Here is a 26,283-nt window from a genome sequence, read left to right as displayed (position 1 = left end):
GACGGCGGAACGCACGGCAGGATGGAGGCATGCAGCACCCAGGCCTCGAGCACCCGTTCACCCGCTACGTCGCGCTCGGCGACAGCTTCACCGAAGGAGTGGGCGACGAGGAGCCGAACCTGCCGAACGGCGTGCGCGGGTGGGCCGACCGGGTCGCGGAGGAGCTCGCGCGCTCGCGGCCCGACTTCGAGTACGCGAACCTCGCGATCCGGGGCCGGCTGCTGCAGCAGATCGTCGACGAGCAGCTCGAGCCGGCGATCGCGCTGCAGCCCGACCTCGTGACGATCTCGGCGGGCGGCAACGACCTCATCCGGCCCGGCGGCGACCCCGACGCGCTCGCCGCGAGGCTCGACGAGGTCGTCGGCCGGCTCCGCGCGACGGGCGCCGAAGTCGTGCTCTTCAACGGTCCCGACATCGCGATGACGCCGGTGCTGCGCGCGATCCGGGGGAAGGTCGGCATCTACAACGCCAACCTGCACGGCGTCGCGGCGAAGCACGGCGCGGCGATCGCCGACATGTGGTCGGCGAGGCAGCTGCAGCAGCCGCAGATGTGGGCCGCCGACCGGCTGCACTTCTCGGCCCTCGGCCACCACGCCATCGCGATCATCGTGCTCGACGCGCTCGGCGTGCAGCACGCGCTCGAGCCCATGGCACCCGAGCCGCTGCCCGTGCGCACGTGGCAGCGCATGCGGCGCGACGACCTGCAGTGGGCGCGCGAGCACCTCGCGCCGTGGGTGCTGCGGCGGCTGCGCGGCCAGTCCTCGGGCGACACCATCTCGCCCAAGCGCCCGACCGCGGAGCCGGTGCTGCCCCCTCGCGGCGACGAGAGCGCTCGCGACTAGTCGAAGTACCAGCCGAGCACGAGCGGGGCGTTCGTGAGGCGCCACCACGCATCCGGGGGCGTCAGCAGGCTCGCGGTGCGCACGGGCACCGCTTCGTCCCCGCGCTCGAGCGACACCTCGCCGACCGCCTGCGGCACAGCGCCCGGCTCGATCGGCTCCACGGTCGCGCTCCAGTCCGGGGCGTCGTCGGCGAAGACGTGCGCGTCGAGCGGGCCGGTCGCGACCGCCCGGGTCGTCGCTCCCCAGGGCGCCCGGTACTCGGCGACGACGGTGCCGGCCTCGACGATCGTGCGGGAGGCGAAGTTCGGCCAGACGCTCTCGAGCAGCGCGATCATCGCCGCGTCGGTCTCGTCGGCGGCGATCGTGCCCATGACGATCCCGACGACGCGGCGCGCCTCGCCGTCGACCTCCCGGATGGCCGTGACGAAGAGGTTCCTCCCCCACACCTTGAGCGTGCCGGTCTTGCCGCCGTCGATGTCGTGCTCGCCGAGGATGCGGTTGGTGTTCGGGGCGACGCCGATGCCGGGGATGCGCACCGACTCGAGCTGGATGGTGGAGAGCACGACGGGGTCGCCGACGGCCATGAGCGCCATGCGCGTGAGGTCGCTCGCGCTCGAGACGGAGCGGGCGTCGAGCCCGGCCGGATCGGCGAGCACCGTGTCGTCGAGCCCGTGCCGGTCGGTCCACGCCGCGGCGGCAGCGGCGAAGCCGTCCATGCCGCCGAACGCCCAGCTCGCGAGCGACCAGATGGCGTTGCCGGCCGAGTCGACGAGCGACCACTCGATGAGGTCGCGCTGCGTGACCTGCATGCCGTCGAAGACGGGCGCGATGGGCGCGTTCTCGCGCACCGCCCTCGCCTGCGCGTCGACGTCGTCGCGATCGAGCGTGATGAGCGCGCCGCGCGAGTCGCCCTCGATGGGGTGCGCGTCGAGCACGATGAGCACCGTGACGAGCTTCGCGACGCTCGCCATCGGGTGCGCCTCCTCGCTCCCCCACGCCTGCCAGACGTCGGCGCCGCCGTCGATGCCCACGACGCCGTAGCCGGCGGCGCGCGCCGACTCCGGCCACTCGACCTGCGCGGCGGGCAGCTCGGCGGCAGGGGCCTCCACGGGCTCGCCCGCGATCGCCGGGGCCGGCGCCACGAGCACGGCGGCAGCGAGCGCGACGGCAGCGACGAGCGCGATGACGAGGAGCGATCGCAGCAGCACGACGAGCGGATGCGTGCGCCTGGCCGTCGCGGGAGCGCGCGAGCTCACCGCAGCGCCCACATCGCGACAGCGGCCGACGCGGCGACGTTGAGCGAGTCGACGCCGTGGTGCATGGGGATGCGCACGACCCGGTCGGCGGCGGCGATCGCGCGCGCCGTCAGGCCCGGTCCCTCCGAGCCGAACACGAGGGCGACGCGGTCCGCGGGCGCCGCCGCGTACTCGTCGAGGTCGACGGCGTCGTCGCGCAGCGCCATGGCGACGACCTCGAAGCCCGCGCCGTGGAAGACGGGGATGGCCGCCTCGAGCGAGTCGATGCGCGTCCACGGCACCTGCAGCACGGTGCCCATCGAGACGCGCACGCTCCGCCGGTAGAGCGGGTCGGCGCACGTCGACGTGACGAGCACGGCGTCGCCGCCGATGCCCGCGACCGAGCGGAAGGCGGCGCCGACGTTCGTGTGGTCGACGAGTCCGTCGAGCACGACGACGCGACGAGCGCGCTCGAGCAGCGCCGACGCATCCGGGAGCACCGGTCGGTGCATCGAGGCGAGCGCCCCGCGGTGGAGGTGGAAGCCCGTGATCTGCTCGAGCACGCCCTCGTCGCCGACGAAGACCGGCACGTCGAGGCCGCCGACGAGCCGCTCGACGTCGGGCAGCCAGCGCGGCGCGACGAGCACCGAGCGCGGCTCGTGGCCCGCGCGGAGCGCGCGCTCGAGCACCGTCTGCGACTCGGCGATGTAGAGGCCGCGCTCGGGCTCGGTGCGACGGCGCAGCGCGACGTCGGTGAGACCGACGAAGTCCTCGAGCCGAGGGTCGGCGAGCGAGTCGATCGTCACGATCTGCATGCGCTCCCAGCCTCCCCCCGCCGGGCTCGAGGATACCGGGGCTAGGGTTTGACCGTGCTCGACACAGCCATCGACCTGCTGCGCGGACGCCGCATCGCGGTCGTGACGGGTGCAGGCATCTCGACCGACTCGGGCATCCCCGACTACCGGGGCGAGGGCGCGCCGCCGCGCAACCCCATGCTGTTCGAGACCTTCCTCGCGAGCGTCGACGCGCGACGCCGCTACTGGGCCGGCAGCCACCTCGGCTGGCAGCGCTTCGCCTCGGTGCAGCCGAACGAGGGCCACCGCGCGCTCGCGCGGCTCGAGCGCGCGGGGCTCACGACCGGCATCGCGACGCAGAACGTCGACGACCTGCACGAGCGGGCGGGCTCGACGAACGTCACGCACGTCCACGGGCAGCTGCACACCGTCACGTGCCTCGATTGCGGCACGACGTTCGACCGGCACCGCATCGCCGACGAGATCGAGCGGCTGAACCCCTGGATCCGCATGCCGGAGCAGGTGCGGCTGCAGCCCGACGGCGACGTCGAGATCGACGCCTCGCAGCGCTTCGAGGTGCCCGCGTGCCCCGTGTGCGGCGGCATCCTGAAGCCCGACGTCGTGTTCTTCGGCGAGCTCGTGCCCGTCGACGTGTTCGCGTCGGCGCGCGACATCGTCGCGGCGGGCGAGGTCGTGCTCGTCGCCGGCTCGTCGCTCGTCGTGAACTCGGGCACGCGACTGCTCGAGGTCGCGCGGCGCGAGGACGTGCCGATCGTGATCGTCAACCGCGGGCCGACGAAGTGGGACGGCCCTGCGGCGGCGCGCGTCGAGGGCGGCACGAGCGAGTCGCTCGCCGCGATCGCCGACGCGCTCGACGCCCCGGCCTGAGCAGCGCGGCGGCGGCCCGCGTCAGCGCGAGCCCTTGCGCGGCGACGCGGCGGCGACCTCCGCGAGGAAGGCGCCGAGCCGCTCGGCCGAGGCGCGCCAGCTGAAGCGGGCGGCCTGCTCGCGGGAGGCGCGCGAGACGGCCGCCCACTCCCCCTCGAGGGCGCGCACGGCGCGCGCGAGCGCATCCGCGTCTCCCACCGGGAAGTAGCGCGCCGCGTCGCCGCCGACCTCGCGGAAGATCGCCGTGTCGGCGACGACCGCGGGCACGCCGAGGCTCATCGCCTCGAGCAGCGGGATGCCGAAGCCCTCGTCGCGCGACGCGTGCACGAGCGCCGTCGCGCTGCGCAGCAGCTCGGCGTACTCGGCGTCCGAGAGGCCGTCGTGGAAGACGACGGATGCGCCTGCCGCGAGCCGCGTGAGCCGCTCGCGCGTCGCGGGGTCGACGCGGCTGCACAGGTGCAGCTCGTGCTCGGGCAGCAGGCGGGCGGCGGCGACGAGCGTCTCGACGTCCTTGTAGGGCATGAAGGAGCCCATGTAGACGAGCCGCCGCGTGGGCGGCGCCGCGTGCGCGACGGGCTCCCCGAGCGGCGCGAACGCGTTCGGCACCACCGCCACCGGGCGGCGCGTGAGCCGGTGCCGCTCGATGAGCCCGCGGGTCGTCTCCGAGACGGTCGCGACGCCGTCGACGGCGTTCAGCAGCATCCGCTGCGGCGCGAACGAGCGGTGGTAGAGCCGCCACAGCAGGCGCACGGGCGCCGGGAAGCTCGGCGGCGGCTTCGGGTGGCGGTAGTAGATGAGGTCGTGCACGGTCGTCACGAGCGGCCACGCGCGACCGATCGAGCCGATCGTCTGCATGGGCGAGAACGCGACGTCGGCGCGCACGCGGCGCAGTCGCCACGACGTGAGCGGCTCGAGCGGGCCGGTGGGCGAGGGGCCGAGCACGTGCGGGAGGCGCGGCAGCATCGCGAGCTGCCGCTCGTCGCTCACGAGCATCGTCACGTCGTGGTCGCGTGCGAGCTCGGCGACGAGCTCGGCCGAGAAGCGCGAGATGCCGTCGTGCCGCTCGAGGCGCACGTAGCGGCAGTCGAACAGGACGCGCATCAGCGCGCGGTGCCCTCGGCGAGGAAGCGCCGGATGATCGCGGCGGCCTCGCGCGGCTGCTCGTAGTGCACGAGGTGGCCGGTGCCGCGGAGCACCGCGAGGCGCGCGTCGGGGAAGCGCGCGCGCAGCCGGTGCTGCTCGCGCAGCGGCGTGATGTCGTCGCGGTCGGCGGCGATGAGCTGCACGGGCTGCGGGATGCGGGCCGCGACCTCGCCGACCGTGTGGCGGATGGATGCGTCGAAGGCCTCGAGCACCGACTGGCGCGAGGCGTAGCTCGAGAAGTAGGCGTCGTGCTGGCCGTGGATCCAGGCGCGCAGGTCCCGGTCGCGCGTCTTCGCCATGAACGCGCTCATGCCGCGCACGATGGGCGGCGCGCCGAGCAGCGCGAGGCCCGCGCGCTCGGGCAGGGCCGCGGCGGCGCGGTAGTAGCCGAGCGCGAGCGCCGAGCCGAGCCGGTTGGGGCCCGAGAGCGCGGGCGTCGCGATGGGGTTGACGAGCACGATGCGGCTCGCGTCGAGGCCGCTCGCGGCGGCGTGCGCGACGACGATCGAGCCGAACGAGTGGCCGAGCACGGCGGCGCCGGGAGCCTCGCTCGCGACGAGCGCGCGCAGCCACGCGGCGTAGGCGTCGATGGATGCGGTGGGCAGGGCGTCGGAGTCGCCGAAGCCGGGGAGGTCGGGGGCGATGACCCGCATGCTGGGCAGGTGCGCAGCGATCGGCTCGAGCCCGTGGTGGTCGCCGCGGAAGCCGTGCACGAAGACGATCGGCGTCGCATCCGGGTCGCCGTAATCGAACACCGCCGTAGCCGTGCCGTCGACGTCGACGACGCGCTCGCGCTGCGGCAGTGCGTCGAGCAGCGCTCGGTAGGGCGACGGGCGCGATCCGCTTTCCACTGGCACCGGTCGAGCCTACCCGCGGGTGTGGGAGGTGCGGGCTACCGTGGGCGCATGACGGAGACGAGCGTGCAGCTGCGACGGCCGATCCTCGAGGTGAGTCCCGAGGCGCCCGATCGCTGGATCGACCGGCTCGCCGTCTTCGACCTCGAGACGACGGGCATCGACCCCGCGCAGTCGCGCATCGTCACCGCGTTCGTCGGCGTGCTCGACGCGAGCGGCGCCGTCATCGAGGGTCGCTACTGGATCGTCGACCCGGGCGTCGAGATCCCGGCCGCGTCGACCGCCGTGCACGGCGTCACGACCGAGCGGGCGCGCGCCGAGGGCGCGCAGGCACCGGTCGCGGTGCAGGAGATCCGCGAGGAGCTCGCGCGCCACTTCGCCGCGGGGCTCGCGGTGTGCGCGTTCAACGCCGCCTACGACTTCTCGCTCCTCGCCGCCGAGTGCCGCCGCTACGGCATCGAGCCGCTCGACGCCCGCCCGGTCATCGACCCGATGGTCATCGACCGGCAGGTCGACCGCTACCGCCGCGGCAAGCGCACGCTCTCGGTCGCGGCGGAGGTGTACGGCATCGAGCTCGTCGATGCGCACGACGCGAGCGCCGACGCGATCGCCGCGGGCCGGCTCGCGCAGGTGATGACCGCCCGCTACCCCGAGCTGCGCATCGACCCGATCTCGCTCCACGAGCTCACCGAGCGGTGGGCCGACGAGCAGGCGGCGGGCTTCGAGGAGTTCAAGCGCCGCAGCGACCCCACGTTCAGCGCGGGCCGAGGCTGGCCGCTGCGCGCCTGACAGCCACGCTGCTGGCACGGAGCCGCGAGGATGCTGATCGCTCATCGGCGCGGTACCGGCTGCTAGCGTCCAGCTCGTGACGTCTGCAGCGAGTGCGGTCGAGTGGTTCCGGATCGACGAGGGCTGGGACCGGTCCCCGATCACCCCTGACCTGGCCGCGGAGCTCTTCGCGCAGCTCGGCACGACCGGGTTGGCGTCCTGGGCGCCGATCACCGGTGTCGAGGTCGTCATCGCCACGTTGAACGGGCGCGCGATCGGTTCCGGCGCCGCCGTCCCGGAGCTCGCAGCGTCGGTCGCAGAGCGAACCGGTGCCGAGGTGCAGTGGGGTCGGTTCGCCGGAGCCCCGGACAGTGGCTCCGTCGCCGCCGCCAGGGACCGCGTCAGGACGCCCCCACCCCTGACGACGGCGATCTACGTGCTCCCCACGACGCTGAACGCACTGGGCGTCGATCGGTGGCTACCCACCGATCCCATCCACGCCATCGTGCCGAGCGCCGCGACGCACGTCGTGCTCGAAGGCCGGAGCGTCTTGCTCACTGACGATCCAGCGGCTTGGAACTGGGCGCCGTACGTGCGACCCGTCGTCGCCGTCACCGCTCACGCGCATGGGTCGATTCTGGAAGTCTTCACGCCGAGCGGCTATCACGAGGGTGGGAAGCACCGCTGGCGCTCCGTGATCGCCGATCTCGATCTCCACTGGTTGCATGTCATCCCGTTCGGCGATCCCACGCTCTTTGGCCCCGAGCTGGCCGCGCTGCGTGCCGAACCTCGCTCCTGGCATGGTCTGCATGGCTCGAGCGACGCCACGATCGACCGTGTGCTCGCGGAGCTGGGCAGGAGCCAGGAGGACGCCGCGGCGCTTCGTGCTCTCGCGAGGGAGCCCTGGTCTGAGGCCCTCCCGCACCGACTGATCGGCATACTCGGGCTACCGGCATCCGCCGGAGAACTCCTGCACGAAGGCGCCCCTCCGGATGCCGAGCTCATGCCGATCGGGCGAAGGTGGTCATGGAGGTCGTTGCGACGAGGACAAGGTCGGGCTCTGATGACGTGATGTCTGCGCCTGAGCCGACGTCGTTGCGCTCTGACGAGCACGGAGCGGTGCAGGCTGCGGCGACACGACAGAGGGCGACGAGCCGAAGCCCGTCGCCCTCTGTGCGTGCTGCTGCGATCAGCCGCCGAAGCCCTTGTAGCGGTTCTTGAACTTCTCGACGCGGCCGGCCGAGTCCATGATGCGCTGCTTGCCCGTGTAGAACGGGTGCGAGGCCGACGAGATCTCGACGTCGATGACGGGGTAGGTCTCGCCGTCGAGCTCGATCGTCTTGTCGCTCGTGATCGTCGAGCGCGTGAGGAACGTCTCGCCCGAGGCGAGGTCGCGGAACACGATCGGGCGGTAGTCGGGGTGGATCTCGGTCTTCATGGGTTTCCTTGGTCGCTCGGGCGCGGAAGTCTTCGGTCGGCGTGCGGGCCGACAGACGAGTGTATCAGGTGGGAACGGCTGCCGGGCGGGTCAGCGCTTCGCCCGCGCCGACCAGCGGCCGCCCTCGTGCGCGACCGCGAGCGGGATCCCGAAGGTCTCGGTGAGGCGCGCATCCGTCAGCACGTCGTCGAGCGGTCCCGCCGCGACGATGCCGCCCTCGCGCAGCAGCATCGCGTGCGTGAAGCCCGGCGGGATCTCCTCCACGTGGTGCGTCACCATGACGATCGCCGGCGCGAGCGGGCTCGACGCGTACTCCTCGAGCGACGCGAGCAGCGACTCGCGCGCGCCGAGGTCGAGGCTGCCGGCCGGCTCGTCGAGCAGCATGAGCTCAGGGTCGGTCATGACGGCGCGGGCGATCTGCACGCGCTTGCGCTCCCCGTCGGAGAGCGTGCCGAACGGGCGGGTGGCGAGGGGGCCGAGATCCCACGCGTCCATGACCTCGGCGGCGCGCTCGAGGTCGAGCGACTCGTACTGCTCGCGCCACCGGCCGGTCACGGCATAGGCGGCGGTGAGCACGACGTCGCCGACGCGCTCGGCGGCGGGGATGCGGCGCGCGAGGCCCGTCGCGGCGAGGCCGATGCGGGTGCGGAGCTCGAAGACGTCGACCTTGCCGATGCGCTCGCCGAGCACGTGCACCTCGCCGGCGGTGGGGTGCGTCGCGGCGGCGGCCAGCTGCAGGATCGTCGACTTGCCGGCGCCGTTCGGGCCGAGGATGACCCAGCGGTCGGCCTCGTCGACGCTCCAGGAGATGCGGTCGAGGATCCGGTTGCCGTTCCGGACGAAGGAGACATCGCGGAGCTCGAGCACGTTCGCCATGGCTTCGAGCCTATCGACCGGCGCGCTCGGCGATGACGCGCTCGTAGACCTCGCGCGTCGCTGCCGCGATGCGGTGCCAGTCGAAGTGCTCGGCGGCGCGCGCACGGCCCGCCTCGCCCATCCGCTTGGCCGACTCGGGGTCGGCGACGATGCGGGTGAGCGCGTCGGCGAGGTCGGCGACGAAGCGATCGGGGTCGGTGGGCGTGCCGGTGCCGTCCTGCACCTGGTCGATCGGCACGAGGAAGCCCGTCTCGCCGTCGACGATGACCTCGGGGATGCCGCCGGTCGCGCTCCCGACGACGGGCGCGCCGCACGCCATCGCCTCGAGGTTGACGATGCCGAGCGGCTCGTAGACGCTCGGGCAGACGAACGCCGTCGCGTGGCTCAGCAGCACGCGCACGTCGTCGCGCGGCAGCACGTCGTCGATCCAGACGACGCCGCCGCGCGCAGAGCGCAGCTCGTCGACGAGGCCCTTGACCTCGGCGAGGATCTCCGGGGTGTCGGGAGCGCCCGCGACGAGCACGAGCTGCACGTCCTCCGGGAGCTCCCGGGCCGCGCGCAGCAGGTGCGGCAGGCCCTTCTGCCGGGTGATGCGGCCGACGAAGACGACGGCCGGCCGATCGGGGTCCATGCCGAGCTCGCGCGCGCGGTCCGCGTCCGGCAGCGGCGCCCACGCCTCGAGGTCGATGCCGTTGTGGATGGTCACGACGCGCTCGGGGTCGAGCGATGGGTACGAGCGCAGGATGTCGGCGCGCATCCCGTCGGACACGGCGATCACGCGGTCGGCCGCCTCGTAGGCGCGCCGCTCGATGTCGCTCGAGATGCGGTAGCCGCCGCCGAGCTGCTCGGCCTTCCACGGGCGCAGCGGCTCGAGCGAGTGCGCGGTGACGATGTGCGGGATGCCGTGCAGCTCCTGGGCGAGCCGGCCCGCCTCGTTCGCGTACCAGGTGTGCGAGTGCACGAGATCGGCGTCGGCGACCGCGTCGGCGATCTGCAGGTCGACCGCGAGCGTCTGCAGCGCGCCGTTCGCGTCGGCGAGCTCGGCGGGCACGTCGTAGGCGGTCACGCCCTCCTCGTCGCGCGGGGCGCCGAAGCACCGCACCCGCACGTCGATCGACTCGCGGAGCGCCTTCACGAGCTCGGTGACGTGCACCCCCGCTCCCCCGTAGATCTCCGGCGGATACTCCTTCGTGAGCAGGTCGACGCGCATGCCCTCACAGTACGCCAGCGGCTCTCGACGATCATCCGGCTCCTGGTCAGCGTGCAGACAAGAACCGTAGGGTGAGCGCATGGACAAGAAGGTCTTCGGGATCGTGCTCGCAGGCGGCGAGGGCAAGCGACTCATGCCCCTCACCGCCGATCGGGCGAAGCCGGCGGTGCCGTTCGGCGGCGCCTATCGCCTCATCGACTTCGCGATCTCGAACCTCATCAACTCGAGCCTGCGGCAGATCGTCGTGCTGACGCAGTACAAGTCGCACTCGCTCGACCGCCACATCTCGCAGGTCTGGCGCATGTCGTCGATGCTCAACTCCTACGTCACGTCGGTGCCGGCCCAGCAGCGCACGGGCAAGCACTGGTTCGCTGGCAGCGCCGATGCGATCTTCCAGTCGCTCAACCTCATCGCCGACGAGAAGCCCGACATCGTCGTCGTCGTGGGCGCCGACCACGTCTACCGCATGGACTTCCGCGACATGATCGACGCGCACATCGCCTCGGGGGCGCGCGCGACGGTCGCCGGCATCCGTCAGCCGCTCGAGCTCGCGAGCCAGTTCGGCGTCATCGAGGAGGACGACGAGAAGCCCGGCTACATCCGCGCCTTCCACGAGAAGCCCGCCGACGCATCCGCCTTCGCCGTCGCGCCCGGCGAGGTGCTCGCCTCGATGGGCAACTACGTCTTCGACGCCGACGCGCTCGTCGAGGCCGTGATCGCCGACAACCGGCTCGAGGACTCGAACCACGACATGGGCGGCGACATCATCCCGTGGTTCGTCGAGCGCGGCGAGGCCGCGATGTACGACCTCAAGAACAACACCGTGCCCGGCGCGACCGAGCGCGACAAGTACTACTGGCGCGACGTCGGCACGATCGAGTCGTTCTTCGACGCGCACATGGACCTCATCTCGGCGCTGCCGATCTTCAACCTCTACAACCGCGAGTGGCCGATCTACACCCAGACCGTCAACGCGCCGCCCGCGAAGTTCACGAGGGATGCGTGGGGTCGCGCGGCCGACGTCAACGAGGCGATCGTGGGCGCGGGCTCCGTCGTCCAGGGTGCGAGCATCGTGCGCAGCGTCGTCTCGCCGTGGTGCACCATCGACGCGGGAGCGACGGTCTCGGACGCGATCCTCTTCGACCAGGTGCACGTCGGCGCGGGCGCCGTCGTGCGCCGCGCGATCATCGACAAGGCGGTCGAGATCGGCCCGGGCGTGCAGATCGGCGTCGACCACGACGCGGATCGCGCGCGCGGCTTCTCGATCTCCGCCTCCGGCATCGTCACGGTGCCGAAGGGCTCGACGATCCTGTGACGGGGGCTTCGCTCCTCGTCGTCACCGACGTCGACTCGACCCTCATCCGCGACGAGGTCATCGAGCTGCTCGCGCGCGCCGTCGGTCCCGACGCCGAGCGGCACGTCGCGGCGGTCACCGAGCGCGCCATGCGGGGCGAGCTCGACTTCGCCGCCTCGCTCGCCGAGCGCCTGCGCATGCTCGAGGGGCTGCCCGTCTCGGTGCTCGACGAGGCTCGAGAGCAGGTGACGGTCACCGACGGCGTGCCCGAGCTCATCGCCGAGGTGCACGCGCGCGGCGGCCGGATCGCGGCCGTCTCGGGCGGCTTCCACGAGGTGCTCGACCCGCTCGCGGCCGAGCTCGGCATCGACCACGCGCGCGCGAACCGGCTCGAGGTCGCGGATGGGCGGCTCACCGGCCGCTCGATCGGTCCCGTCATCGACGGCGCGGCCAAGCGCGACACGCTCGAGTCGCTGCGGCTGAACCTCGGCGTGCCGCGAGAGCGCGTCATGGCGGTCGGCGACGGCGCGAACGACGTGCTCATGATGGAATCGGCCGGCATCTCTGTCGCCTTCTGCGCGAAGCCGCTCGTGCGCGAGGTCGCGACCAACGTCGTCGACGTGCCCGACTTCCGCGAGCTCATCCCGATCCTGCCGGGCTGAGGCGCCCGTGGCCCCTCCCGCCGAGCGCGTCGCGATCGTCTCCGACATGCATGGCAACCTGACGGCGTTCGAGGCCGTGCTCGCCGACGCGCGGCGGCGCGGGGCGGATGCGGTGTGGTGCGGCGGCGACCTCGTCGGCAAGGGGCCGCGGGGCCGGGCGGTCGTCGAGCTCGCGCGCGAGGCCTGCGATGTCGTCGTGCGCGGCAACTGGGACGAGGCGGTCGCGACCCCGGAGCGCTCGCCGTGGACGGCGCCCGCGTGGTACCGCGACGAGCTCGGCGCCGACGCCCTCCCGTGGCTCGCCGCGCTGCCGTTCCATCACGACGCGCTGCTGGGCTCCCGCCTCGTGCGCCTCTTCCACGCATCCGCCGACTCCGTCCACCACCGCGTGCGCTCGGACGCCGACGACGCGACGTACGACGCCATGTTCGAGGCGACGGATGCGACGGGTGCCGTGCCGCGCGCGGACGTCGTCGCGTACGGCGACCTGCACGACCAGTGGCTCGACATCCGCCGCGGCCGGTGGCTGCTGAACGTCGGCAGCGCCGGCAACGAGCTCGACGGCGACCCGACCGCGGCGTACGCGCTGCTCGAGGCGGGCGACGCCGGCGCTCTCTCGGTGCAGTTCGAGCGCGTGCCCTACGACGTCGAGGCCGAGATCGCCGTCGCGCGCGCCGCCGGCATCCCGTTCCTCGAGCACTGGATCGCCGAGCTGCGCACGGGCGTCTACCAGCGCCACGCCTGAGCGCCGCGGCTGCCGGACGTCGGCTAGTGGCCCATGCCGAGGCCGCCATCGACGGGGATGACGGCACCGGAGATGTAGGCGGCCTCGTCGCCCGCGAGCCAGCGCACGACCCCGGCGACCTCCTCGGCGCTGCCGTAGCGCGCCGCGGGGATCGCCGCCTTGTACTCGGCCTGCGTCTTCTCGTCGAGCTCCGCCGTCATGTCGGTCGCGATGAAGCCGGGCGCCACGACGTTCGCCGTGATGCCGCGGGCGCCGAGCTCGCGCGTGATCGAGCGGGCGATGCCGACCAGGCCCGCCTTCGAGGCGGCGTAGTTGACCTGACCGGGCCCGCCGTAGAGGCCGACGACGCTCGAGATGAGGATGACGCGGCCCCACTTGGCGCGCAGCATGCCCTTCGAGGCGCGCTGCGCGACGCGGAACGCGCCGCCGAGGTTCGTGTCGACGACCGCCGCGAAGTCCTCCTCGCTCATGCGCATGAGCAGCGTGTCGCGCGTGATGCCCGCGTTCGCGACGACGACCTCGACCGGGCCGAGCTCCTGCTCGATGCGCGTGAAGGCTGCGTCGATCGAGGCCGCATCCGTCACGTCCGCCGCGACCGCGAGCGCGCCCTCGGGGCCCGAGCCGTCGCGCGAGGTGATCGCGACGCGGTGACCGGCGTCGAGGAAGGACTGGGCGATCGCGCGGCCGATGCCGCGGTTGCCGCCGGTGACGAGCACGGTGCGAGGGGTCATGCGAGCCAGCCTAGAAGACCGGGCGATCCGAGGAGGCGGGGCGGGCCCGAAAGACAGGGCTGGCGCAAAGGGCGCGCGCGTAGAGTGGTGAGGCCATGCGAGCACGGTCCGCGTCGATCACCGACCTCCCGATCTCCCCAGACGAGGATCGTGAGAGGCGCTTCCGCATGTACCTGTACATGATGCTGGTGCGCGTCGGCTGCCTCGGCATCTTCTTCGTCGTGCCGGGCTGGTGGAAGCTCGCGCCCGCCCTCGTCGCCGTGCTCATCCCCTACTTCGCGGTCGTGGTCGCGAACGTCTCGACGCACGCGCCCGTCGAGGTGCGCGAGGCACCCAACGCGCTGCCCGCCGGTGCGTCGGCCGCGAGCGGCGACGCCGATGACGACCGCGTGTGGCGGGGCAGCGCCACGCCCGACCCGCTCGACGGCACCGCGTCCACCGAGCGCGACGGACCTGGAACGGCTCGATGAGCCTGCTCGGCATGCTCGACGGCGGCGCCGGCGCGCCGAGCCCGTCGGCGGTGTGCTCGTCGGCCGGGTGCTCGGCAGCGGCCGCGCACGCGCTGCACTGGCGCAACCCGCGCATCCACGACGCCGATCGCGTGAAGACGTGGGCGGCTTGCCCCGAGCACCGCGAGAGCCTCGCCGCGTGGCTGCGCTCGCGCGGCTTCCCCGTGGTCGAGACCGCCTTCGGCGAGACGGTGGAGCGAGTCGCCTGATGCTCACCCTCCTCCGCCAGCCGCGCTGGCTCGGCTACGTCGCGCTGGCGACGATCTTCGCGATCGCGTGCTGCCTGTTCGGCGTCTGGCAGTGGAACCGCCGGGAGGAGGCGCTCGCCGCGATCGAGCGGCTCGAGTCGAACTACGACCGCTCGCCGGCCGCGATCGCTGAGGTCATGCCCGACCCCGCGACCTTCGACCCCGCGAAGCAGTGGACGCCCGTCGTGCTCGAGGGCGAGTACCTGCTCGACGAGCAGGTGCTGCTGCGGGGCCGCTGGCGCGGCGGCGAGGTCGGCTTCGACGTCATCGCACCGTTCCGGACGACCGAGGGCGCCGTCTTCGTCGTCGACCGCGGCTGGATCGACCAGGCCTCCGGCGCCGAGCGGCCCGTGACCGACCCGGAGACCCCCGCGGGGCCGACGACGGTCGTCGCCCGGCTGCGCCCGAACGAGGGCGACATCCCCGGCCGCGGCGCTCCCGCAGGCCAGATCGCATCCGTCAACCTCCCCGCGCTCGCGGAGGGCATCGATGGCGAGACGTACGTGGGCGCCTACGGGCTGCTCGTGAGCGAGGACGGCGCCGCGCCCGCCGACGTCGCGATCGCCACGCGCCCCGTGCTCGACGAGGGCCCGCACCTCTCCTACACACTGCAGTGGTTCGTCTTCGCGCTCTTCGGCTACGCCGCGGTCGCGTGGGGGATGCGCGAGGAGCTGCGGGGCGATGCTCCTCCGCCGAGGCCGAAGCGCGAGCGCCGCTCCGACGCCGACGTCGAGGACGACATCCTCGACCGCGCTTGAGCGCTCCGGATCATCGCGGCGTCAGTCGCGGACCGTCGAGATCGCCTGCGTCTTCAGCGACGGCACGCGCCAGTCGAGCAGCTCGCTCGCGATGCGGAGCGCGCAGACGACGATGGCGATGCCCGTGAGCACGGCCCAGTGCCCCCAGCCGAGCCACTCGGCAGTCGCCGCCGCGCTCGAGCCGAGCAGCGCCGGCAGCAGGTAGAGCCGCGAGTCGCGCCGGAAGACCGCGGGGATGTCGTTCGCGAGGGCGTCGCGCAGGATGCCGCCGCCGATGCCCGTGAGCATGCCGACGAACGCCGCGCCGACCGGGTCGACGCCGTGGTGCACGGCCTTGGTCGCGCCCGCGACGACGAAGATGCCGAGGCCGATCGCGTCGAAGATGAGCACGGGCCGGTCGAGCCGGTCCATCCATCGGTGGAGCAGGAAGACTGCGAGTGCGCCGAGCAGCGCGGCGCCGATCATCCACCACTCCTGGAGGACGGCGACGGGCGTCGCGCCGATCAGCAGGTCGCGCAGCATGCCGCCGCCGGTGGCGGTGACGACCGCGAGCCCGGCCATGCCGACGAGGTCCATGCGCTTCTGCACCGCGAGCAGCGCGCCGGAGATCGCGAACGCGACGATGCCGATCGCGTTGAGCGCGCCGCCGACCGCCGACAGCCAGCCGATCGGCTCATCGAGCATGCGGGCCTCCCTCGCGACCTGCCGTCACGCTAGGCCAGGCCGATGAGGTCGAGGTACTCGGGGCTCCAGAGGTCCTCGGTGCCGTCGGGCATGATCAGCACTCGCTCGGGGTCGAGCGCCTCGACGGCGCCCTCGTCGTGGCTCACGAGGATGACGGCGCCCTCGTACGCGCCGAGCGCGCCGAGGATCTCCTCGCGGCTCGCGGGGTCGAGGTTGTTCGTCGGCTCGTCGAGCAGCAGCAGGTTGGCGCTCGAGACGACGAGCATCGCGAGCGAGAGTCGGGTCTTCTCGCCGCCCGAGAGCACTCGCGCGGGCTTGTCGGCGTCGTCGCCCGTGAACAGGAACGAGCCGAGCACGCGGCGCGCCTCGGTCGAGGTGATCTCGGGCGACGCCGAGAGCATGTTCTGCAGCACCGAGCGCTCGACGTCGAGCGTCTCGTGCTCCTGCGCGTAGTAGCCGACGCGCAGTCCGTGGCCGCGCTCGATCTCGCCCGTGTCGCTCTCCGAGACGCCCGCGAGGATCCGCAGCAGCGTCGTCTTGCCCGCGCCGTTGAGGCCGAGGATGACGACCCGCGAGCCGCGGTCGACGGCGAGGTCGACGGCGGTGAAGATCTCGAGCGAGCCGTACGACTTCGACAGGTCGCGCGCCACGATCGGGGTCTTCCCCACCGGGGCCGGCTTCGGGAAGCGCAGCTTCGCCACCTTGTCGACCGCGCGCACGTCCTCGAGCCCGGAGCGCATCCGCTCTGCTCGCCTCGCCATCTGCTTCGACGCGACGGCCTTCGTCGCCTTCGCGCCCATCTTCGCCGCCTGCAGCTCGAGCTGCGTCGCCTGCTTCTCGACGTTCGCGCGCTCGCGCTTGCGACGCTCGGCGTCGGCTTCGCGCTGGCGGAGGTAGAGCTTCCACGACATGTTGTAGATGTCGATGACCTGGCGGTTCGCGTCGAGGTAGAAGACGCGGTTCACCGTCTCCTCGACGAGCTCGACGTCGTGGCTGATGACCATGAGGCCGCCGGAGTAGCCCTTCAGGAACTCGCGCAGCCACGTCACGGAGTCGGCGTCGAGGTGGTTCGTGGGCTCGTCGAGCAGCATCGTGTCGGCGCCCGAGAAGAGGATGCGCGCGAGCTCGATGCGGCGGCGCTGGCCGCCCGAGAGCGTCTCGAGCGGCTGGTCGAGGATGCGGTCGGGCAGCTGCAGGTTCGACGCGATCGCGGCGCCCTCGGCCTCTGCCGCGTAACCGCCGAGCGCGAGGAAGCGGTCCTCGAGGCGGCCGTAGCGGCGCATCGCCTCGTCGGCGACCGAGCCGCCCTCGCCCATCTGCTCGGTCGCGAGGCGCATGCCCTCGACGAGCTCGCCGAGGCCGCGGGCGTCGAGGATGCGTCGGCGCGCGGTCTGCTTCGGGTCACCGGAGCGCGGGTCCTGCGGCAGGTAGCCGATCTCGCCCGAGCGCTCGATGCGGCCCGAGAAGGTGTGGCCGTCGCGGTCGTCGCTCACGCCCGCGAGCACCTTCGTCATGGTGGTCTTGCCGGCGCCGTTGCGGCCGACGAGGCCGATCTTGTCGCCCGCGTCGATGCGGAACGAGACGTCGCTCATGAGGGTGCGGGGGCCCACCGAGAGCTCGAAGCCTGACACGGCGATCATGCGCGCGGGAGCCTCTCTGGATGGGGATGGGGGCGGGCCCGACGAGCGGGCCAGCCCACCAGCCTACCAGCGACCGGTGCCAGGGCTCAGCGCCCGGCCACAGCGCCCGGTCACAGCGCCCTGGCTCAGCGCCAGGGGCGCGCGAGCTCCCCGATCAGGTCGGTGAGCGCCGCCTGCAGCAGCGGTCCGAAGCTCACGCGGCGCGCGCCGCCCTCGCGCGTGGCGGCGAGGTCGCCGAGGAGCGAGCCGCGCACGGGGTGCGCCGTGACGTTGACCGGGAGCGAGACGCGCTCGAGGATCGCGCGGAGCGCCGCGCGATCCGTCGGCTTGACCGGGTAGAGGCAGCGCGCGCCGGCCTGCTCCATGAGCTCGCAGCGCGCGATCGCCTCCTCGAGCGGATCGCGACCGTGCAGCTCGGGGCGGGCGAACGCATCCGTGCGTGCATTGATGACGACGTCGACGCCCGAGGCGTCCGCGGCGGCGCGCAGCCCCGCGATGTAGTCGGCGTGCTCCTGCGGCTCGCGCATGCGGCCCTCGGCGTGCACGGTGTCCTCGACGTTGAGCCCGACGGCTCCGGCCTCGAGCAGCCGCTCGATGAGCTCGGCGGGCTCCGCGCCGTAGCCCGACTCCATGTCGGCGCTCACGGGCACATCGACGGATGCGGTGATGCGCGTGATGCCCTCGAGCGCGTCGTCGAGGCTCATGCCCTCGTTGTCGCGTTGACCGCGCGACTCCGCGAGCGGGTGGCTGCCGATCGTGAGCGCCTCGAAGCCGGCGTCGACGAGGGTGCGGGCCGACCACGAGTCCCAGGCGGTCGGCAGCACGACGAAGTCGTCGTGCATGGTGAGGAGGGCGGTGGCCTTGCCTGCGAGATCGCTCATGCCGGGATCCTACGAGCCGCGGCCCTATGGTGGTTCCATGACCGCTGTCGCTCTCCCGCTCCCCCGCCGCACCGTCCTCGCCGACGCGCTCGTCGGGCACCGCTCGCTCGTCAAGGACGTGCTGCTCGTCGCCGCCGGCATCACCGTCGTCGCGGCGCTCGCGCAGGTCGAGATCCCGATGTGGCCCGTGCCCATCACGGGGCAGACGCTCGGGGTCATGCTCGTCGCCGCGTCGCTCGGCTTCCGCCGCGGCGTCGCCGCGATGGTCGGCTACCTCGCGCTCGGCGTCGCCGGGGCGCCGATCTTCGCCGGCTTCACGGGCGGCCTGCTCGCGGTCGGCAAGCCGAGCTTCGGCTTCATCATCGGCTTCATCGCGACCGCGGCGGTCGTCGGCTGGCTCGCCGAGCGGCGCTGGGACCGCCGCCCGCTGCTCGCGATCGCGCTCTTCGGCCTCGCGAGCCTCATCCCCTTCGCCTTCGGCATCCCCTACATGGCGGCCGTGCTCGCGGCGATGGGGACGCCCGTCGGGATCGCGGGCGCGCTGCAGCTCGGCTTCGTGCCGTTCATCGTCGGCGGCATCGTGAAGTGGGCGCTCGCGGCGGCGATCATGCCCGCCGCATGGGCCGGCGCGCGCCGCATCGACCGCTCGATCGACTGACGACGACCGCCCCGGCTCGACGCCGCAGCGTCAGCGGTCGGCGCGCTCGACCCGCGGATCCGGCAGCAGCACCTCGACCGAGGGCTTCCGGCGCGCCCGTGCCCAGACGACGAAGCCCCACACGGTGAACCCGCCGTAGAAGGCGTACATCGCCGCCGTCGCCCAGTAGCCGGCCGAGAGCAGCAGCGGCACGCCGACGAGGTCGACGAGCACCCAGATGAGCCAGAACTCCGTCCAGCCGCGTGCCATCCCGTAGGTCGCGAGGAGCGAGCCGACGAAGGTCCAGGCGTCGGCCCACACGGGCTCGTAGGAGCCGAGGGCCGCGAAGAGCGGCGTGAGGGCGACCGTGCCGACGACGAGCACGACGGCGAGTCCGGTGCGCTGCCGCCACGTGGCCCAGCGCGGCACGATCTGCCCGTCGGCGGCGCGCGCCTGCCGCCAGCGCACCCAGCCGTAGACCGCGACCGCGATGAACATCACCTGCCGGCCGGCTTGGCCGAGCAGCGTTGGCAGGGTGTGCTCCGGGTCGAGGATCGCGCCGAGGAACACCGTGAGCAGCAGCACGTTGCCGACGATGCCCACGGGCCATGCCCAGACGCGCCGCAGCATGCCGCCCACCGCGCTCCCGAGGCCGAAGGCGTTCCCCACGACCTCGCGCAGCAGCAGCTCCTGCCCTCCGCCCACGGGGATCGTCGCGCCGTAGATCGCGGCGAGCCAGTCGAGGTCCATCCCACCAGCGTAGGTCCGCGCGAGGCTCGCGCAGCGCGTAGCGTTGGAGGCATGACCGACACGCAGACCGCGCCCGCCACCGACGACGAGGGCGATCGCGCGACGTTCGCCGCACTGGGCCTGCCGCCCGAGATCCTGCGCGCCCTCGACGACGTCGGCTACGAGACGCCCTCCGCGATCCAGGCCGAGACGATCCCGCTCCTGCTCGAGGGACGCGACATCATCGGCCTCGCCCAGACGGGCACGGGCAAGACGGCCGCCTTCGCGCTGCCGGTGCTTTCGGCGATCGACGTCGCCCGGCGCGAGCCGCAGGCGCTCGTGCTCACCCCGACACGCGAGCTCGCGGTGCAGGTGTGCGAGGCATTCGAGCGCTACGCGGCGCATCTCGGCGGCGTGCACGTGCTGCCGATCTACGGCGGCCAGGGCTACGGCGTCCAGCTCTCCGCGCTGCGCCGCGGCGTGCACGTGGTCGTCGGCACCCCGGGCCGCATCATGGACCACCTCGCGAAGGGCACCCTCGACCTCTCGAGCCTCAGCCACGTCGTGCTCGACGAGGCCGACGAGATGCTCCGGATGGGCTTCGCCGAGGACGTGGACGAGATCCTCCAGCAGACGCCCGTGGAGAAGCAGGTGGCGCTGTTCTCGGCGACGATGCCGCGGCAGATCCGGGCGATCTCGCAGCAGCACCTCCGCGAGCCCGCCGAGGTCACGGTGCGCGCGAGCACGACGACGGCCCCGAGCATCACCCAGCGAGCGCTCATGGTCTCGTACCAGCAGAAGCTCGAGGCGCTCACGCGCGTGCTCGAGGTCGAGCCGTTCGAGGCGGCGATCGTCTTCACCCGCACGCGCAACGAGACCGAGACGGTCGCGGAGCGCCTGCGCGCGCGCGGCTACGCGGCGACCGCCATCTCGGGCGATGTGGCGCAGCCGCAGCGCGAGAAGACGATCGATCAGCTCCGCTCGGGCGACCTCGACGTGCTCGTCGCGACCGATGTCGCCGCGCGCGGCCTCGACGTCGAGCGCATCAGCCACGTCATCAACTACGACCTGCCGATCGACACGGAGTCGTACGTGCACCGGATCGGCCGCACCGGCCGCGCGGGCCGCACGGGCGACGCGATCAGCTTCGTCACGCCGCGCGAGCGGCGGATGCTGAGCGCGATCGAGAAGGCGACGCGCGGCACGGTGGAGATCATGCCGATGCCGAGCGCGGGCGAGGTGAACGCCACGCGGCTCACGCGCTTCGACGAGGCCATCACCGCCGCCCTCGGCGAGACGGAGCGCATCGAGCGCTTCCGCGAGATCATCGCGCACTACGTCGCGCACCACGACGCGCAGCAGGAGGACGTCGCCGCCGCGCTCGCCGTCGTCGCGCAGGGCGACACGCCGCTGCTGCTCGACGCCGAGGCGGACCGCGCGCTCCAGGCTCCCAAGGAGCGCGACCGCGATCGCGACGCGGGCGGCGACCGTCCCGAGCGCAGCTCGCGCCGCGGTCCGTCGGACGCGACGACCTACCGGCTCGCCGTGGGGAGCAAGCGCGGCGTGGAACCGCGGCAGATCGTCGGCGCGCTCGCGAACGAGGGCGGCCTCGGCCGCGACGACTTCGGGCGCATCACGATCCGCTACGACTTCACGCTCGTCGAGCTGCCGGAGCTCTCCCCCGGTCAGCTCGAGCGGCTCTCGCAGACGCGCATCCTCGGCGTGCCGATCGACATCCGCGTCGACACCGGCCGTCGCGAGCGCGACGAGCGCGGTCCTCGCCGCGACCGCGACGATCGGGCGCCCCGCCGGGAGCGCGACGAGCGGCCGCCGCGCAAGCCGCGCCACGGGCGCGATCGGTGACTCCGGAGGCCACCGCCGACCCCTCGCCCCGCAGGCGGGCGAGCCTCGAGGTGCTGCGCGCCGAGGCCGCGGACGAGCGCTCGGTGCTCGTCGCGGAGCGCTTGCGCTCCGGTGAGGATCCCTGGGACTTCATGTCGCAGCTGCCGAGCGTCGACGAGATCGTCGTGCTGCTCCTGCGATCCGAGCGGATCCTCCCGCCGCACGCCGTGCGCCCCGGTCACGAGGTGAGCGACCGAGTGCTCCGGCGCATCGTCGACGACTACCCGCAGCTCGCGCCGACCGTCTGGTCGATGCTCGAGCCGGCCGAGCCGGAGCGGGCGTGGACGCCGCGCGTGCGGCGCGACGCCGCGTGACCGCCGCCGCCCGCCCTCTGGAGGAATCTTCAACCGGATAGCCGGTGGAGCGCGACACATATCGGCTCGCCCTACCGGCTATCCGGTTGAAGACCGCTCAACTGCCCCGGAGCGCGACAAAGGGGACGACCGTCGTGGTCGTCCCCCTCGTGCGCAGTGAAGCCGGGGTCGCTCGCTTGCGCTCGCGACGGCGCTGGGGCAGTGAAGCCGAGCTCGCTCGCTTGCGCTCGCGACGGCGTTGGGGCAGTGAAGCCGAGCTCGCTCGCTTGCGCTCGCGACGGCGTTGGGGCGGACGGTCCGCAGGACCGTCCGGGTCCCGATCCACGACTGCTGCCTGAGGCAGCGAGCCTCAGATGGTGAAACCCAACGCCCTCATCATCTCGCGGCCGTCCTCGGTGATGCGCTCCGGGCCCCACGGCGGCATCCACACCCAGTTGATGCGGAACTGCTGCACGATGCCGTCGAGCTTCTCGGCGATCTCCGACTCGATGACGTCGGTGAGCGGGCAGCCCGCCGACGTGAGCGTCATCGAGATCACGAGCGCGTCCTGCTCGTCATCCCACGCGAGGTCGTAGACGAGGCCCAGGTCGACGATGTTGACGTCGAGCTCGGGATCGACGACGTCCTTGAGCGCGTCGGTGACCGCGTCGAACTTCGCCGCGTCGATCTCGACGAGTGCCATCAGACGCCTGCCTTGAGGTAGCGGTCGTAGCCCTCCTCCTCGAGCCGGTCGGCGAGCTCGCGGCCGCCCTGCTCGGCGATCCGGCCGTTCACGAACACGTGCACGTGGTCGGGCTGGATGTAGCGGAGGATGCGGGTGTAGTGCGTGATGAGGAGCACGCCGAGGCCCGTCTCGCCCTTGATGCGGTTGACGCCCTCGGAGACGACGCGCAGCGCGTCGACGTCGAGGCCCGAGTCGGTCTCGTCGAGCACCGCGAAGCGCGGGCGGAGCAGCTCCATCTGGAGGATCTCGTGGCGCTTCTTCTCGCCGCCCGAGAAGCCCTCGTTGACGTTCCGCTCGCCGAACGACGAGTCCATGCGCAGCTTCTCCATGGCGCCGCGAACGTCGCCGATCCACTCGCGCACGCGCGGGGCCTCGCCCGAGATGGCGGTCTTCGCGGTGCGGAGGAAGTTCGAGACGGTCACGCCGGGGATCTCCACCGGGTACTGCATCGCGAGGAAGAGGCCCGCGCGAGCGCGCTCGTCGACGCTCATCTCGAGGACGTCCTCGCCGTCGAGCGTGATGGAGCCGCCGTCGACGGTGTAGCGGGGGTGGCCCGCGAGCGTGTACGCGAGGGTCGACTTGCCGGAGCCGTTCGGGCCCATGATCGCGTGGATCTCGTCGGAGTTGATGGTGAGATCGACTCCGCGGAGGATCTCCTTGCTGCCCTGCTCGGTCTCGATCGAGACACGCAGGTCCTTGATGTCCAGGACGCTCATCGCGCTTCCTTCCTTCGCGGCTGCCGCCGCGCTACAGCTTCACGGGGTTCTGGACGTCGACGAGCACGTCGTCGCCGTCGATGGTCACGGGGAAGACCGGCACCGGCTCGTAGGCCGGCAGGTTCTTCGGCTTGCCGGTGCGCAGCTCGAACTGCGAGCCGTGCGCCCAGCACTCGATGGCGTCGTCCTCGACGAAGCCCTCCGAGAGCGAGATCTCGCCGTGGGTGCAGGTGTCGCCGATCGCGTGGATCGCGCCGGCCGAGTCCTTGACGATCGCGATCGCGATGCCGTCGAGCTCGACCCGCACGGCCGCGCTCACGGCGACGTCATCCACGCCGCATGCTCGCTGGGCGGTCATGCCCCCGCCTTCGAGGCCGGAGCGAGGCCGGCACCGCGGCGGAGCTCCTCCTCGATCGCGTCGGCGAGCCGCTCCTCGATCTCGGGCACGCCGATCTTCTGGACGATCTCCATGAGGAAGCCGATCACGACGAGGCGACGGGCCTCCTCCTCCTCGATGCCGCGCGACTGCAGGTAGAAGAGCTGCTCGTCGTCGAAGCGGCCGGTCGCCGAGGCGTGGCCGGCACCGGCGATGTCGCCGGTCTTGATCTCGAGGTTCGGGATGCTGTCGGCTCGCGCGCCGTCGGTCAGCACGAGGTTCTGGTTCTTCTCGTAGCTGTCGGTGCCGGTCGCGTCCTGCCCGATGAGCACGTCGCCGATCCACACCGAGCGCGCGCCCTCGCCCTGCAGCGCGCCCTTGTAGAGCACGTCGCCGCGGGTCTCGACGCCCTCGTGGAACATGAAGACCTGGCTCTCGATGTGCTGGCCGCTGTCGGAGAACGACAGGCCGAACATCTCGCCCTCGGCGCGGTGGCCAGCGAGGCGCATCGACGGGTTGACCCGCACGACGCCGCCGCCGAACGAGACGACCATGTGCTTCAGGTACGCCCCGTCGCCGACGACCGCCTGGTGGGCGGCCGCGTGCACCGCGTCGTCCTGCCAGTCCTGCACCGAGATGAGCGTGAGCCGCGCGCCCTCGCGCACGATGACCTCGACGTTCTGCGCGTAGCGCGCGGACCCCGAGTGGTGCAGCACGATCGTGCCGACCGAGCCGGGCATCGCCTCGACGACGATGTGCGCGTTCGCGTGGCGGTCGGCGCCCGTGCCGTGGAGGCGGGCGATCACGGCCTCCTCCTGCACCTTCCCCTCGGGGAGGCGGATGTGCAGGGCGTTCTCGCAGCGCTTCCACGCGATCGCGCTCACGACGTCCTCGGGGCGGAAGATCTCGCCGCGTGGGGCGGCGTCGTGGCCGGTCGACGCGACGAGCATGCCGGCTGCCTCGAGCTCGGCGAGGGCGTACTCGATCGCGTGCTCGGCACCCGTCTCGGTCTCCTCATCGACCAGCAGCGGCGCGAGCCGCTTGAGGTCGGAGAGGCGCCAGTTGACCTCGCGGCCGGTCGGCGTGCCGAAGTCGGCCGGGTCGAACGAGGTCGGCCGCTCCGATCGGGTCTGGATCGGGACGAAGCGGTCCTCCGTCGCGAGGTGGGCGGGGGTGGTCTCGGTCGCGGTCATGTCAGCCGACGGATCCTTCCATGCTCATCTCGATGAGCTTGTTGAGCTCGAGCGCGTACTCCATCGGCAGCTCGCGGGAGATGGGCTCGATGAAGCCGCGCACGATCATCGCCATCGCCTCGGTCTCCTCGAGACCGCGCGACATCAGGTAGAACAGCTGCTCCTCGCTCACCTTCGACACCGTCGCCTCGTGGCCGAGGACGACGTCGTCGACGCGGATGTCGATGGCGGGGTAGGTGTCGGAGCGCGAGATCGTGTCGACGAGCAGGGCGTCGCAGACGACGCTGTTCGCCGAGTGGTGCGCGTTCGCGTCGACCCGCACCTCACCTCGGTAGCCCGAGCGGCCGCCGCCGCGCGCGATCGACTTCGAGACGATCGACGACGTCGTGTACGGCGCCATGTGGATCATCTTCGCGCCGGCGTCCTGGTGCTGGCCGGGCCCGGCGAACGCGACCGAGAGGGTCTCGCCCTTCGCGCGCTCCCCCACGAGGTAGATTGACGGGTACTTCATCGTCACCTTGGAGCCGATGTTGCCGTCGATCCACTCCATCGTCGCGCCCTCCTCGGCGATGGCGCGCTTGGTGACGAGGTTGTAGACGTTGTTCGACCAGTTCTGGATCGTCGTGTAGCGAACGCGGGCGTTCTTCTTCACGACGATCTCGACCACGGCGGAGTGCAGCGAGTCGCTCGAGTAGATCGGCGCGGTGCAGCCCTCGATGTAGTGCACGTACGAGCCCTCGTCGGCGATGATGAGCGTGCGCTCGAACTGGCCCATGTTCTCCGTATTGATGCGGAAGTAGGCCTGCAGCGGGATCTCGACGTGGACGCCCTTCGGCACGTAGACGAACGAGCCGCCCGACCACACCGCCGTGTTGAGCGCGGCGAACTTGTTGTCGCCCGTCGGGATCACGGTGCCGAAGTACTCCTCGAAGAACTCCGGGTGCTCCTTGAGCGCCGTGTCGGTGTCCATGAAGATGACGCCCTGCCGCTCCAGGTCCTCCTGGATCTGGTGGTAGACGACCTCCGACTCGTACTGCGCGGCGACGCCGGCGACGAGGCGCGAGCGCTCGGCCTCGGGGATGCCGAGCCGGTCGTAGGTGTTGCGGATCTCCTCGGGGAGGTCCTCCCACGACTGCGCCTGGCGCTCGGTCGAGCGCACGAAGTACTTGATGTTGTCGAAGTCGATGCCGGAGATGTCGGCACCCCACGTCGGCATCGGCTTGCGCTCGAACAGCTGCAGCCCCTTGAGGCGGCGCTCGAGCATCCACTCGGACTCGTTCTTGAGCGCGGAGATCTCGCGCACGACTTGCTCGTTCAGACCACGCTTCGCCGTGGCTCCAGCCTCGTCGGAGTCGTGCCAGCCGAACTCGTACTGACCCAGGCTCTCGAGCTCGGGCCGGTCGATCAGGACATCGGACATCGCTCCCCCTTCCATCCACGGATTGCAACCCAGCGGTGCTCCTCGGCATTCCGCGCGACTCGCGAACCGCCG

Annotated in this window: 30 protein-coding genes; 13 read left to right on the top strand and 17 right to left on the bottom strand. The window is 72.2% G+C overall.

What is annotated here, in order from left to right; translation table 11 throughout:
• Positions 1–29 precede the first annotated feature (29 nt).
• Entirely contained in the window at positions 30–842 is an 813-nt protein-coding gene (locus JSQ78_RS02670; RefSeq protein ID WP_211449197.1) for an SGNH/GDSL hydrolase family protein, read from the top strand.
• On the opposite strand, the gene JSQ78_RS02665 is transcribed toward JSQ78_RS02670, so the two are convergent.
• Together JSQ78_RS02665 and JSQ78_RS02660 are read right to left on the bottom strand one after the other, a co-directional pair.
• The gene (locus JSQ78_RS02665) at positions 839–2,098 is read right to left on the bottom strand and encodes a D-alanyl-D-alanine carboxypeptidase family protein (protein ID WP_211449195.1); all 1,260 of its coding nucleotides are present in this window, start codon (positions 2,096–2,098) and stop codon (positions 839–841) included. The genes JSQ78_RS02670 and JSQ78_RS02665 overlap by 4 nt on opposite strands.
• Positions 2,095–2,892 carry a TrmH family RNA methyltransferase gene (locus tag JSQ78_RS02660; RefSeq protein WP_211449193.1) on the bottom strand — a complete coding sequence of 266 codons (798 nt, stop codon included), beginning with the start codon at positions 2,890–2,892 and terminating at the stop codon, positions 2,095–2,097. Before JSQ78_RS02660 ends, JSQ78_RS02665 begins: the two co-directional genes overlap by 4 nt.
• Before the next feature lie 54 nt (positions 2,893–2,946).
• On the opposite strand from JSQ78_RS02660, the gene JSQ78_RS02655 reads away from it, so the two are divergent.
• On the top strand, positions 2,947–3,759 hold the full coding sequence (locus JSQ78_RS02655; protein ID WP_249295836.1) for a Sir2 family NAD-dependent protein deacetylase: 813 nt from the start codon (positions 2,947–2,949) through the stop codon (positions 3,757–3,759).
• 21 nt (positions 3,760–3,780) lie between these two features.
• On the opposite strand, the gene JSQ78_RS02650 is transcribed toward JSQ78_RS02655, so the two are convergent.
• Both JSQ78_RS02650 and JSQ78_RS02645 read right to left on the bottom strand, forming a co-directional pair.
• Entirely contained in the window at positions 3,781–4,860 is a 1,080-nt protein-coding gene (locus JSQ78_RS02650; RefSeq protein ID WP_211449189.1) for a glycosyltransferase family 4 protein, read from the bottom strand.
• Positions 4,860–5,759 carry an alpha/beta fold hydrolase gene (locus JSQ78_RS02645; RefSeq protein WP_249295834.1) on the bottom strand — a complete coding sequence of 300 codons (900 nt, stop codon included), beginning with the start codon at positions 5,757–5,759 and terminating at the stop codon, positions 4,860–4,862. Before JSQ78_RS02645 ends, JSQ78_RS02650 begins: the two co-directional genes overlap by 1 nt.
• Before the next feature lie 48 nt (positions 5,760–5,807).
• On the opposite strand from JSQ78_RS02645, the gene JSQ78_RS02640 reads away from it, so the two are divergent.
• Both JSQ78_RS02640 and JSQ78_RS02635 read left to right on the top strand, forming a co-directional pair.
• A complete protein-coding gene (locus JSQ78_RS02640) occupies positions 5,808–6,545 on the top strand; it encodes an exonuclease domain-containing protein (protein WP_211449188.1) in 738 nt (245 codons plus the stop codon).
• Between the two features lie 76 nt (positions 6,546–6,621).
• Positions 6,622–7,596, top strand: a complete 975-nt coding sequence (locus JSQ78_RS02635; protein WP_211449187.1) for a hypothetical protein — start codon at positions 6,622–6,624, stop codon at positions 7,594–7,596.
• A 117-nt stretch (positions 7,597–7,713) separates the two neighbouring features.
• Here the strand turns inward: JSQ78_RS02635 and JSQ78_RS02630 are convergent, their stop codons facing one another.
• From JSQ78_RS02630 to glgA, 3 genes are all read right to left on the bottom strand, one after another.
• On the bottom strand, positions 7,714–7,962 hold the full coding sequence (locus tag JSQ78_RS02630; RefSeq protein ID WP_021009443.1) for a type B 50S ribosomal protein L31: 249 nt from the start codon (positions 7,960–7,962) through the stop codon (positions 7,714–7,716).
• Between the two features lie 90 nt (positions 7,963–8,052).
• The gene (locus JSQ78_RS02625) at positions 8,053–8,838 is read right to left on the bottom strand and encodes an ABC transporter ATP-binding protein (protein WP_211449186.1); all 786 of its coding nucleotides are present in this window, start codon (positions 8,836–8,838) and stop codon (positions 8,053–8,055) included.
• 10 nt (positions 8,839–8,848) lie between these two features.
• Positions 8,849–10,048 (bottom strand): glycogen synthase, encoded by a 1,200-nt coding sequence (gene glgA / locus JSQ78_RS02620; protein ID WP_211449185.1) that lies wholly within the window; start codon positions 10,046–10,048, stop codon positions 8,849–8,851.
• Positions 10,049–10,127: 79 nt separating this feature from the next.
• On the opposite strand from glgA, the gene glgC reads away from it, so the two are divergent.
• From glgC to JSQ78_RS02605, 3 genes are read left to right on the top strand one after another with little or no spacing between them, the layout of a single operon-like run.
• Positions 10,128–11,363 (top strand): glucose-1-phosphate adenylyltransferase, encoded by a 1,236-nt coding sequence (gene glgC / locus JSQ78_RS02615; RefSeq protein WP_211449184.1) that lies wholly within the window; start codon positions 10,128–10,130, stop codon positions 11,361–11,363.
• On the top strand, positions 11,360–12,004 hold the full coding sequence (serB, locus tag JSQ78_RS02610; RefSeq protein ID WP_211449182.1) for a phosphoserine phosphatase SerB: 645 nt from the start codon (positions 11,360–11,362) through the stop codon (positions 12,002–12,004). Before glgC ends, serB begins: the two co-directional genes overlap by 4 nt.
• 7 nt (positions 12,005–12,011) lie before the next feature.
• A complete protein-coding gene (locus tag JSQ78_RS02605; protein ID WP_249295832.1) occupies positions 12,012–12,749 on the top strand; it encodes a metallophosphoesterase family protein in 738 nt (245 codons plus the stop codon).
• A 23-nt stretch (positions 12,750–12,772) separates the two neighbouring features.
• On the opposite strand, the gene fabG is transcribed toward JSQ78_RS02605, so the two are convergent.
• A complete protein-coding gene (fabG, locus tag JSQ78_RS02600) occupies positions 12,773–13,480 on the bottom strand; it encodes a 3-oxoacyl-ACP reductase FabG (RefSeq protein WP_211449180.1) in 708 nt (235 codons plus the stop codon).
• A gap of 95 nt (positions 13,481–13,575) precedes the next feature.
• On the opposite strand from fabG, the gene JSQ78_RS02595 reads away from it, so the two are divergent.
• From JSQ78_RS02595 to JSQ78_RS02585, 3 genes are read left to right on the top strand one after another with little or no spacing between them, the layout of a single operon-like run.
• Positions 13,576–13,950 carry a DUF3099 domain-containing protein gene (locus JSQ78_RS02595; protein WP_211449178.1) on the top strand — a complete coding sequence of 125 codons (375 nt, stop codon included), beginning with the start codon at positions 13,576–13,578 and terminating at the stop codon, positions 13,948–13,950.
• Positions 13,947–14,198 carry a hypothetical protein gene (locus JSQ78_RS02590; RefSeq protein ID WP_249295831.1) on the top strand — a complete coding sequence of 84 codons (252 nt, stop codon included), beginning with the start codon at positions 13,947–13,949 and terminating at the stop codon, positions 14,196–14,198. Before JSQ78_RS02595 ends, JSQ78_RS02590 begins: the two co-directional genes overlap by 4 nt.
• The gene (locus JSQ78_RS02585; RefSeq protein WP_211449177.1) at positions 14,198–14,995 is read left to right on the top strand and encodes an SURF1 family cytochrome oxidase biogenesis protein; all 798 of its coding nucleotides are present in this window, start codon (positions 14,198–14,200) and stop codon (positions 14,993–14,995) included. Before JSQ78_RS02590 ends, JSQ78_RS02585 begins: the two co-directional genes overlap by 1 nt.
• A gap of 21 nt (positions 14,996–15,016) precedes the next feature.
• Here JSQ78_RS02585 and JSQ78_RS02580 read toward each other — a convergent pair whose 3' ends face one another.
• From JSQ78_RS02580 to JSQ78_RS02570, 3 genes are all read right to left on the bottom strand, one after another.
• On the bottom strand, positions 15,017–15,679 hold the full coding sequence (locus JSQ78_RS02580; protein ID WP_211449175.1) for a trimeric intracellular cation channel family protein: 663 nt from the start codon (positions 15,677–15,679) through the stop codon (positions 15,017–15,019).
• A gap of 29 nt (positions 15,680–15,708) precedes the next feature.
• Positions 15,709–17,319: an ABC-F family ATP-binding cassette domain-containing protein gene (locus JSQ78_RS02575; RefSeq protein ID WP_211449173.1), complete on the bottom strand. Its 1,611-nt coding sequence runs from the start codon at positions 17,317–17,319 to the stop codon at positions 15,709–15,711.
• A 125-nt stretch (positions 17,320–17,444) separates the two neighbouring features.
• Positions 17,445–18,200 carry an isocitrate lyase/PEP mutase family protein gene (locus JSQ78_RS02570; protein WP_211449171.1) on the bottom strand — a complete coding sequence of 252 codons (756 nt, stop codon included), beginning with the start codon at positions 18,198–18,200 and terminating at the stop codon, positions 17,445–17,447.
• A gap of 37 nt (positions 18,201–18,237) precedes the next feature.
• Between JSQ78_RS02570 and JSQ78_RS02565 the strand changes: the two genes are divergently transcribed.
• Positions 18,238–18,858: a biotin transporter BioY gene (locus JSQ78_RS02565; protein WP_211449169.1), complete on the top strand. Its 621-nt coding sequence runs from the start codon at positions 18,238–18,240 to the stop codon at positions 18,856–18,858.
• A gap of 30 nt (positions 18,859–18,888) precedes the next feature.
• Here JSQ78_RS02565 and pnuC read toward each other — a convergent pair whose 3' ends face one another.
• Positions 18,889–19,587, bottom strand: coding sequence for a nicotinamide riboside transporter PnuC (pnuC, locus tag JSQ78_RS02560; protein WP_211449167.1), 699 nt, complete (start codon positions 19,585–19,587; stop codon positions 18,889–18,891).
• 51 nt (positions 19,588–19,638) lie between these two features.
• Between pnuC and JSQ78_RS02555 the strand changes: the two genes are divergently transcribed.
• Positions 19,639–21,429 (top strand): DEAD/DEAH box helicase, encoded by a 1,791-nt coding sequence (locus JSQ78_RS02555; RefSeq protein ID WP_211449166.1) that lies wholly within the window; start codon positions 19,639–19,641, stop codon positions 21,427–21,429.
• On the top strand, positions 21,426–21,782 hold the full coding sequence (locus JSQ78_RS02550; protein WP_211449164.1) for a tryptophan synthase subunit alpha: 357 nt from the start codon (positions 21,426–21,428) through the stop codon (positions 21,780–21,782). The genes JSQ78_RS02555 and JSQ78_RS02550 overlap by 4 nt, the downstream gene beginning before the upstream one ends.
• A 349-nt stretch (positions 21,783–22,131) precedes the next feature.
• Here the strand turns inward: JSQ78_RS02550 and JSQ78_RS02545 are convergent, their stop codons facing one another.
• The 5 genes from JSQ78_RS02545 to sufB are packed head-to-tail and all read right to left on the bottom strand — an operon-like array spanning position 22,132 to position 26,211.
• Complete coding sequence (locus JSQ78_RS02545; protein ID WP_211449163.1) at positions 22,132–22,464, bottom strand: metal-sulfur cluster assembly factor; 333 nt, start codon at positions 22,462–22,464, stop codon at positions 22,132–22,134.
• Positions 22,464–23,222 (bottom strand): Fe-S cluster assembly ATPase SufC, encoded by a 759-nt coding sequence (gene sufC, locus JSQ78_RS02540; protein ID WP_211449161.1) that lies wholly within the window; start codon positions 23,220–23,222, stop codon positions 22,464–22,466. Before sufC ends, JSQ78_RS02545 begins: the two co-directional genes overlap by 1 nt.
• 31 nt (positions 23,223–23,253) lie before the next feature.
• The gene (locus tag JSQ78_RS02535; protein ID WP_211449159.1) at positions 23,254–23,580 is read right to left on the bottom strand and encodes a non-heme iron oxygenase ferredoxin subunit; all 327 of its coding nucleotides are present in this window, start codon (positions 23,578–23,580) and stop codon (positions 23,254–23,256) included.
• Positions 23,577–24,791 carry a Fe-S cluster assembly protein SufD gene (gene sufD, locus JSQ78_RS02530; RefSeq protein WP_211449157.1) on the bottom strand — a complete coding sequence of 405 codons (1,215 nt, stop codon included), beginning with the start codon at positions 24,789–24,791 and terminating at the stop codon, positions 23,577–23,579. The genes JSQ78_RS02535 and sufD overlap by 4 nt, the downstream gene beginning before the upstream one ends.
• Position 24,792: 1 nt before the next feature.
• Positions 24,793–26,211, bottom strand: a complete 1,419-nt coding sequence (gene sufB / locus JSQ78_RS02525; RefSeq protein ID WP_211449155.1) for a Fe-S cluster assembly protein SufB — start codon at positions 26,209–26,211, stop codon at positions 24,793–24,795.
• Positions 26,212–26,283 lie beyond the last annotated feature (72 nt).

The sequence above is a fragment of the Agrococcus sp. Marseille-Q4369 genome (genome assembly GCF_018308945.1).
Lineage (GTDB): Bacteria > Actinomycetota > Actinomycetes > Actinomycetales > Microbacteriaceae > Agrococcus.
This window is presented reverse-complemented; position numbering and strand designations above follow the sequence as displayed.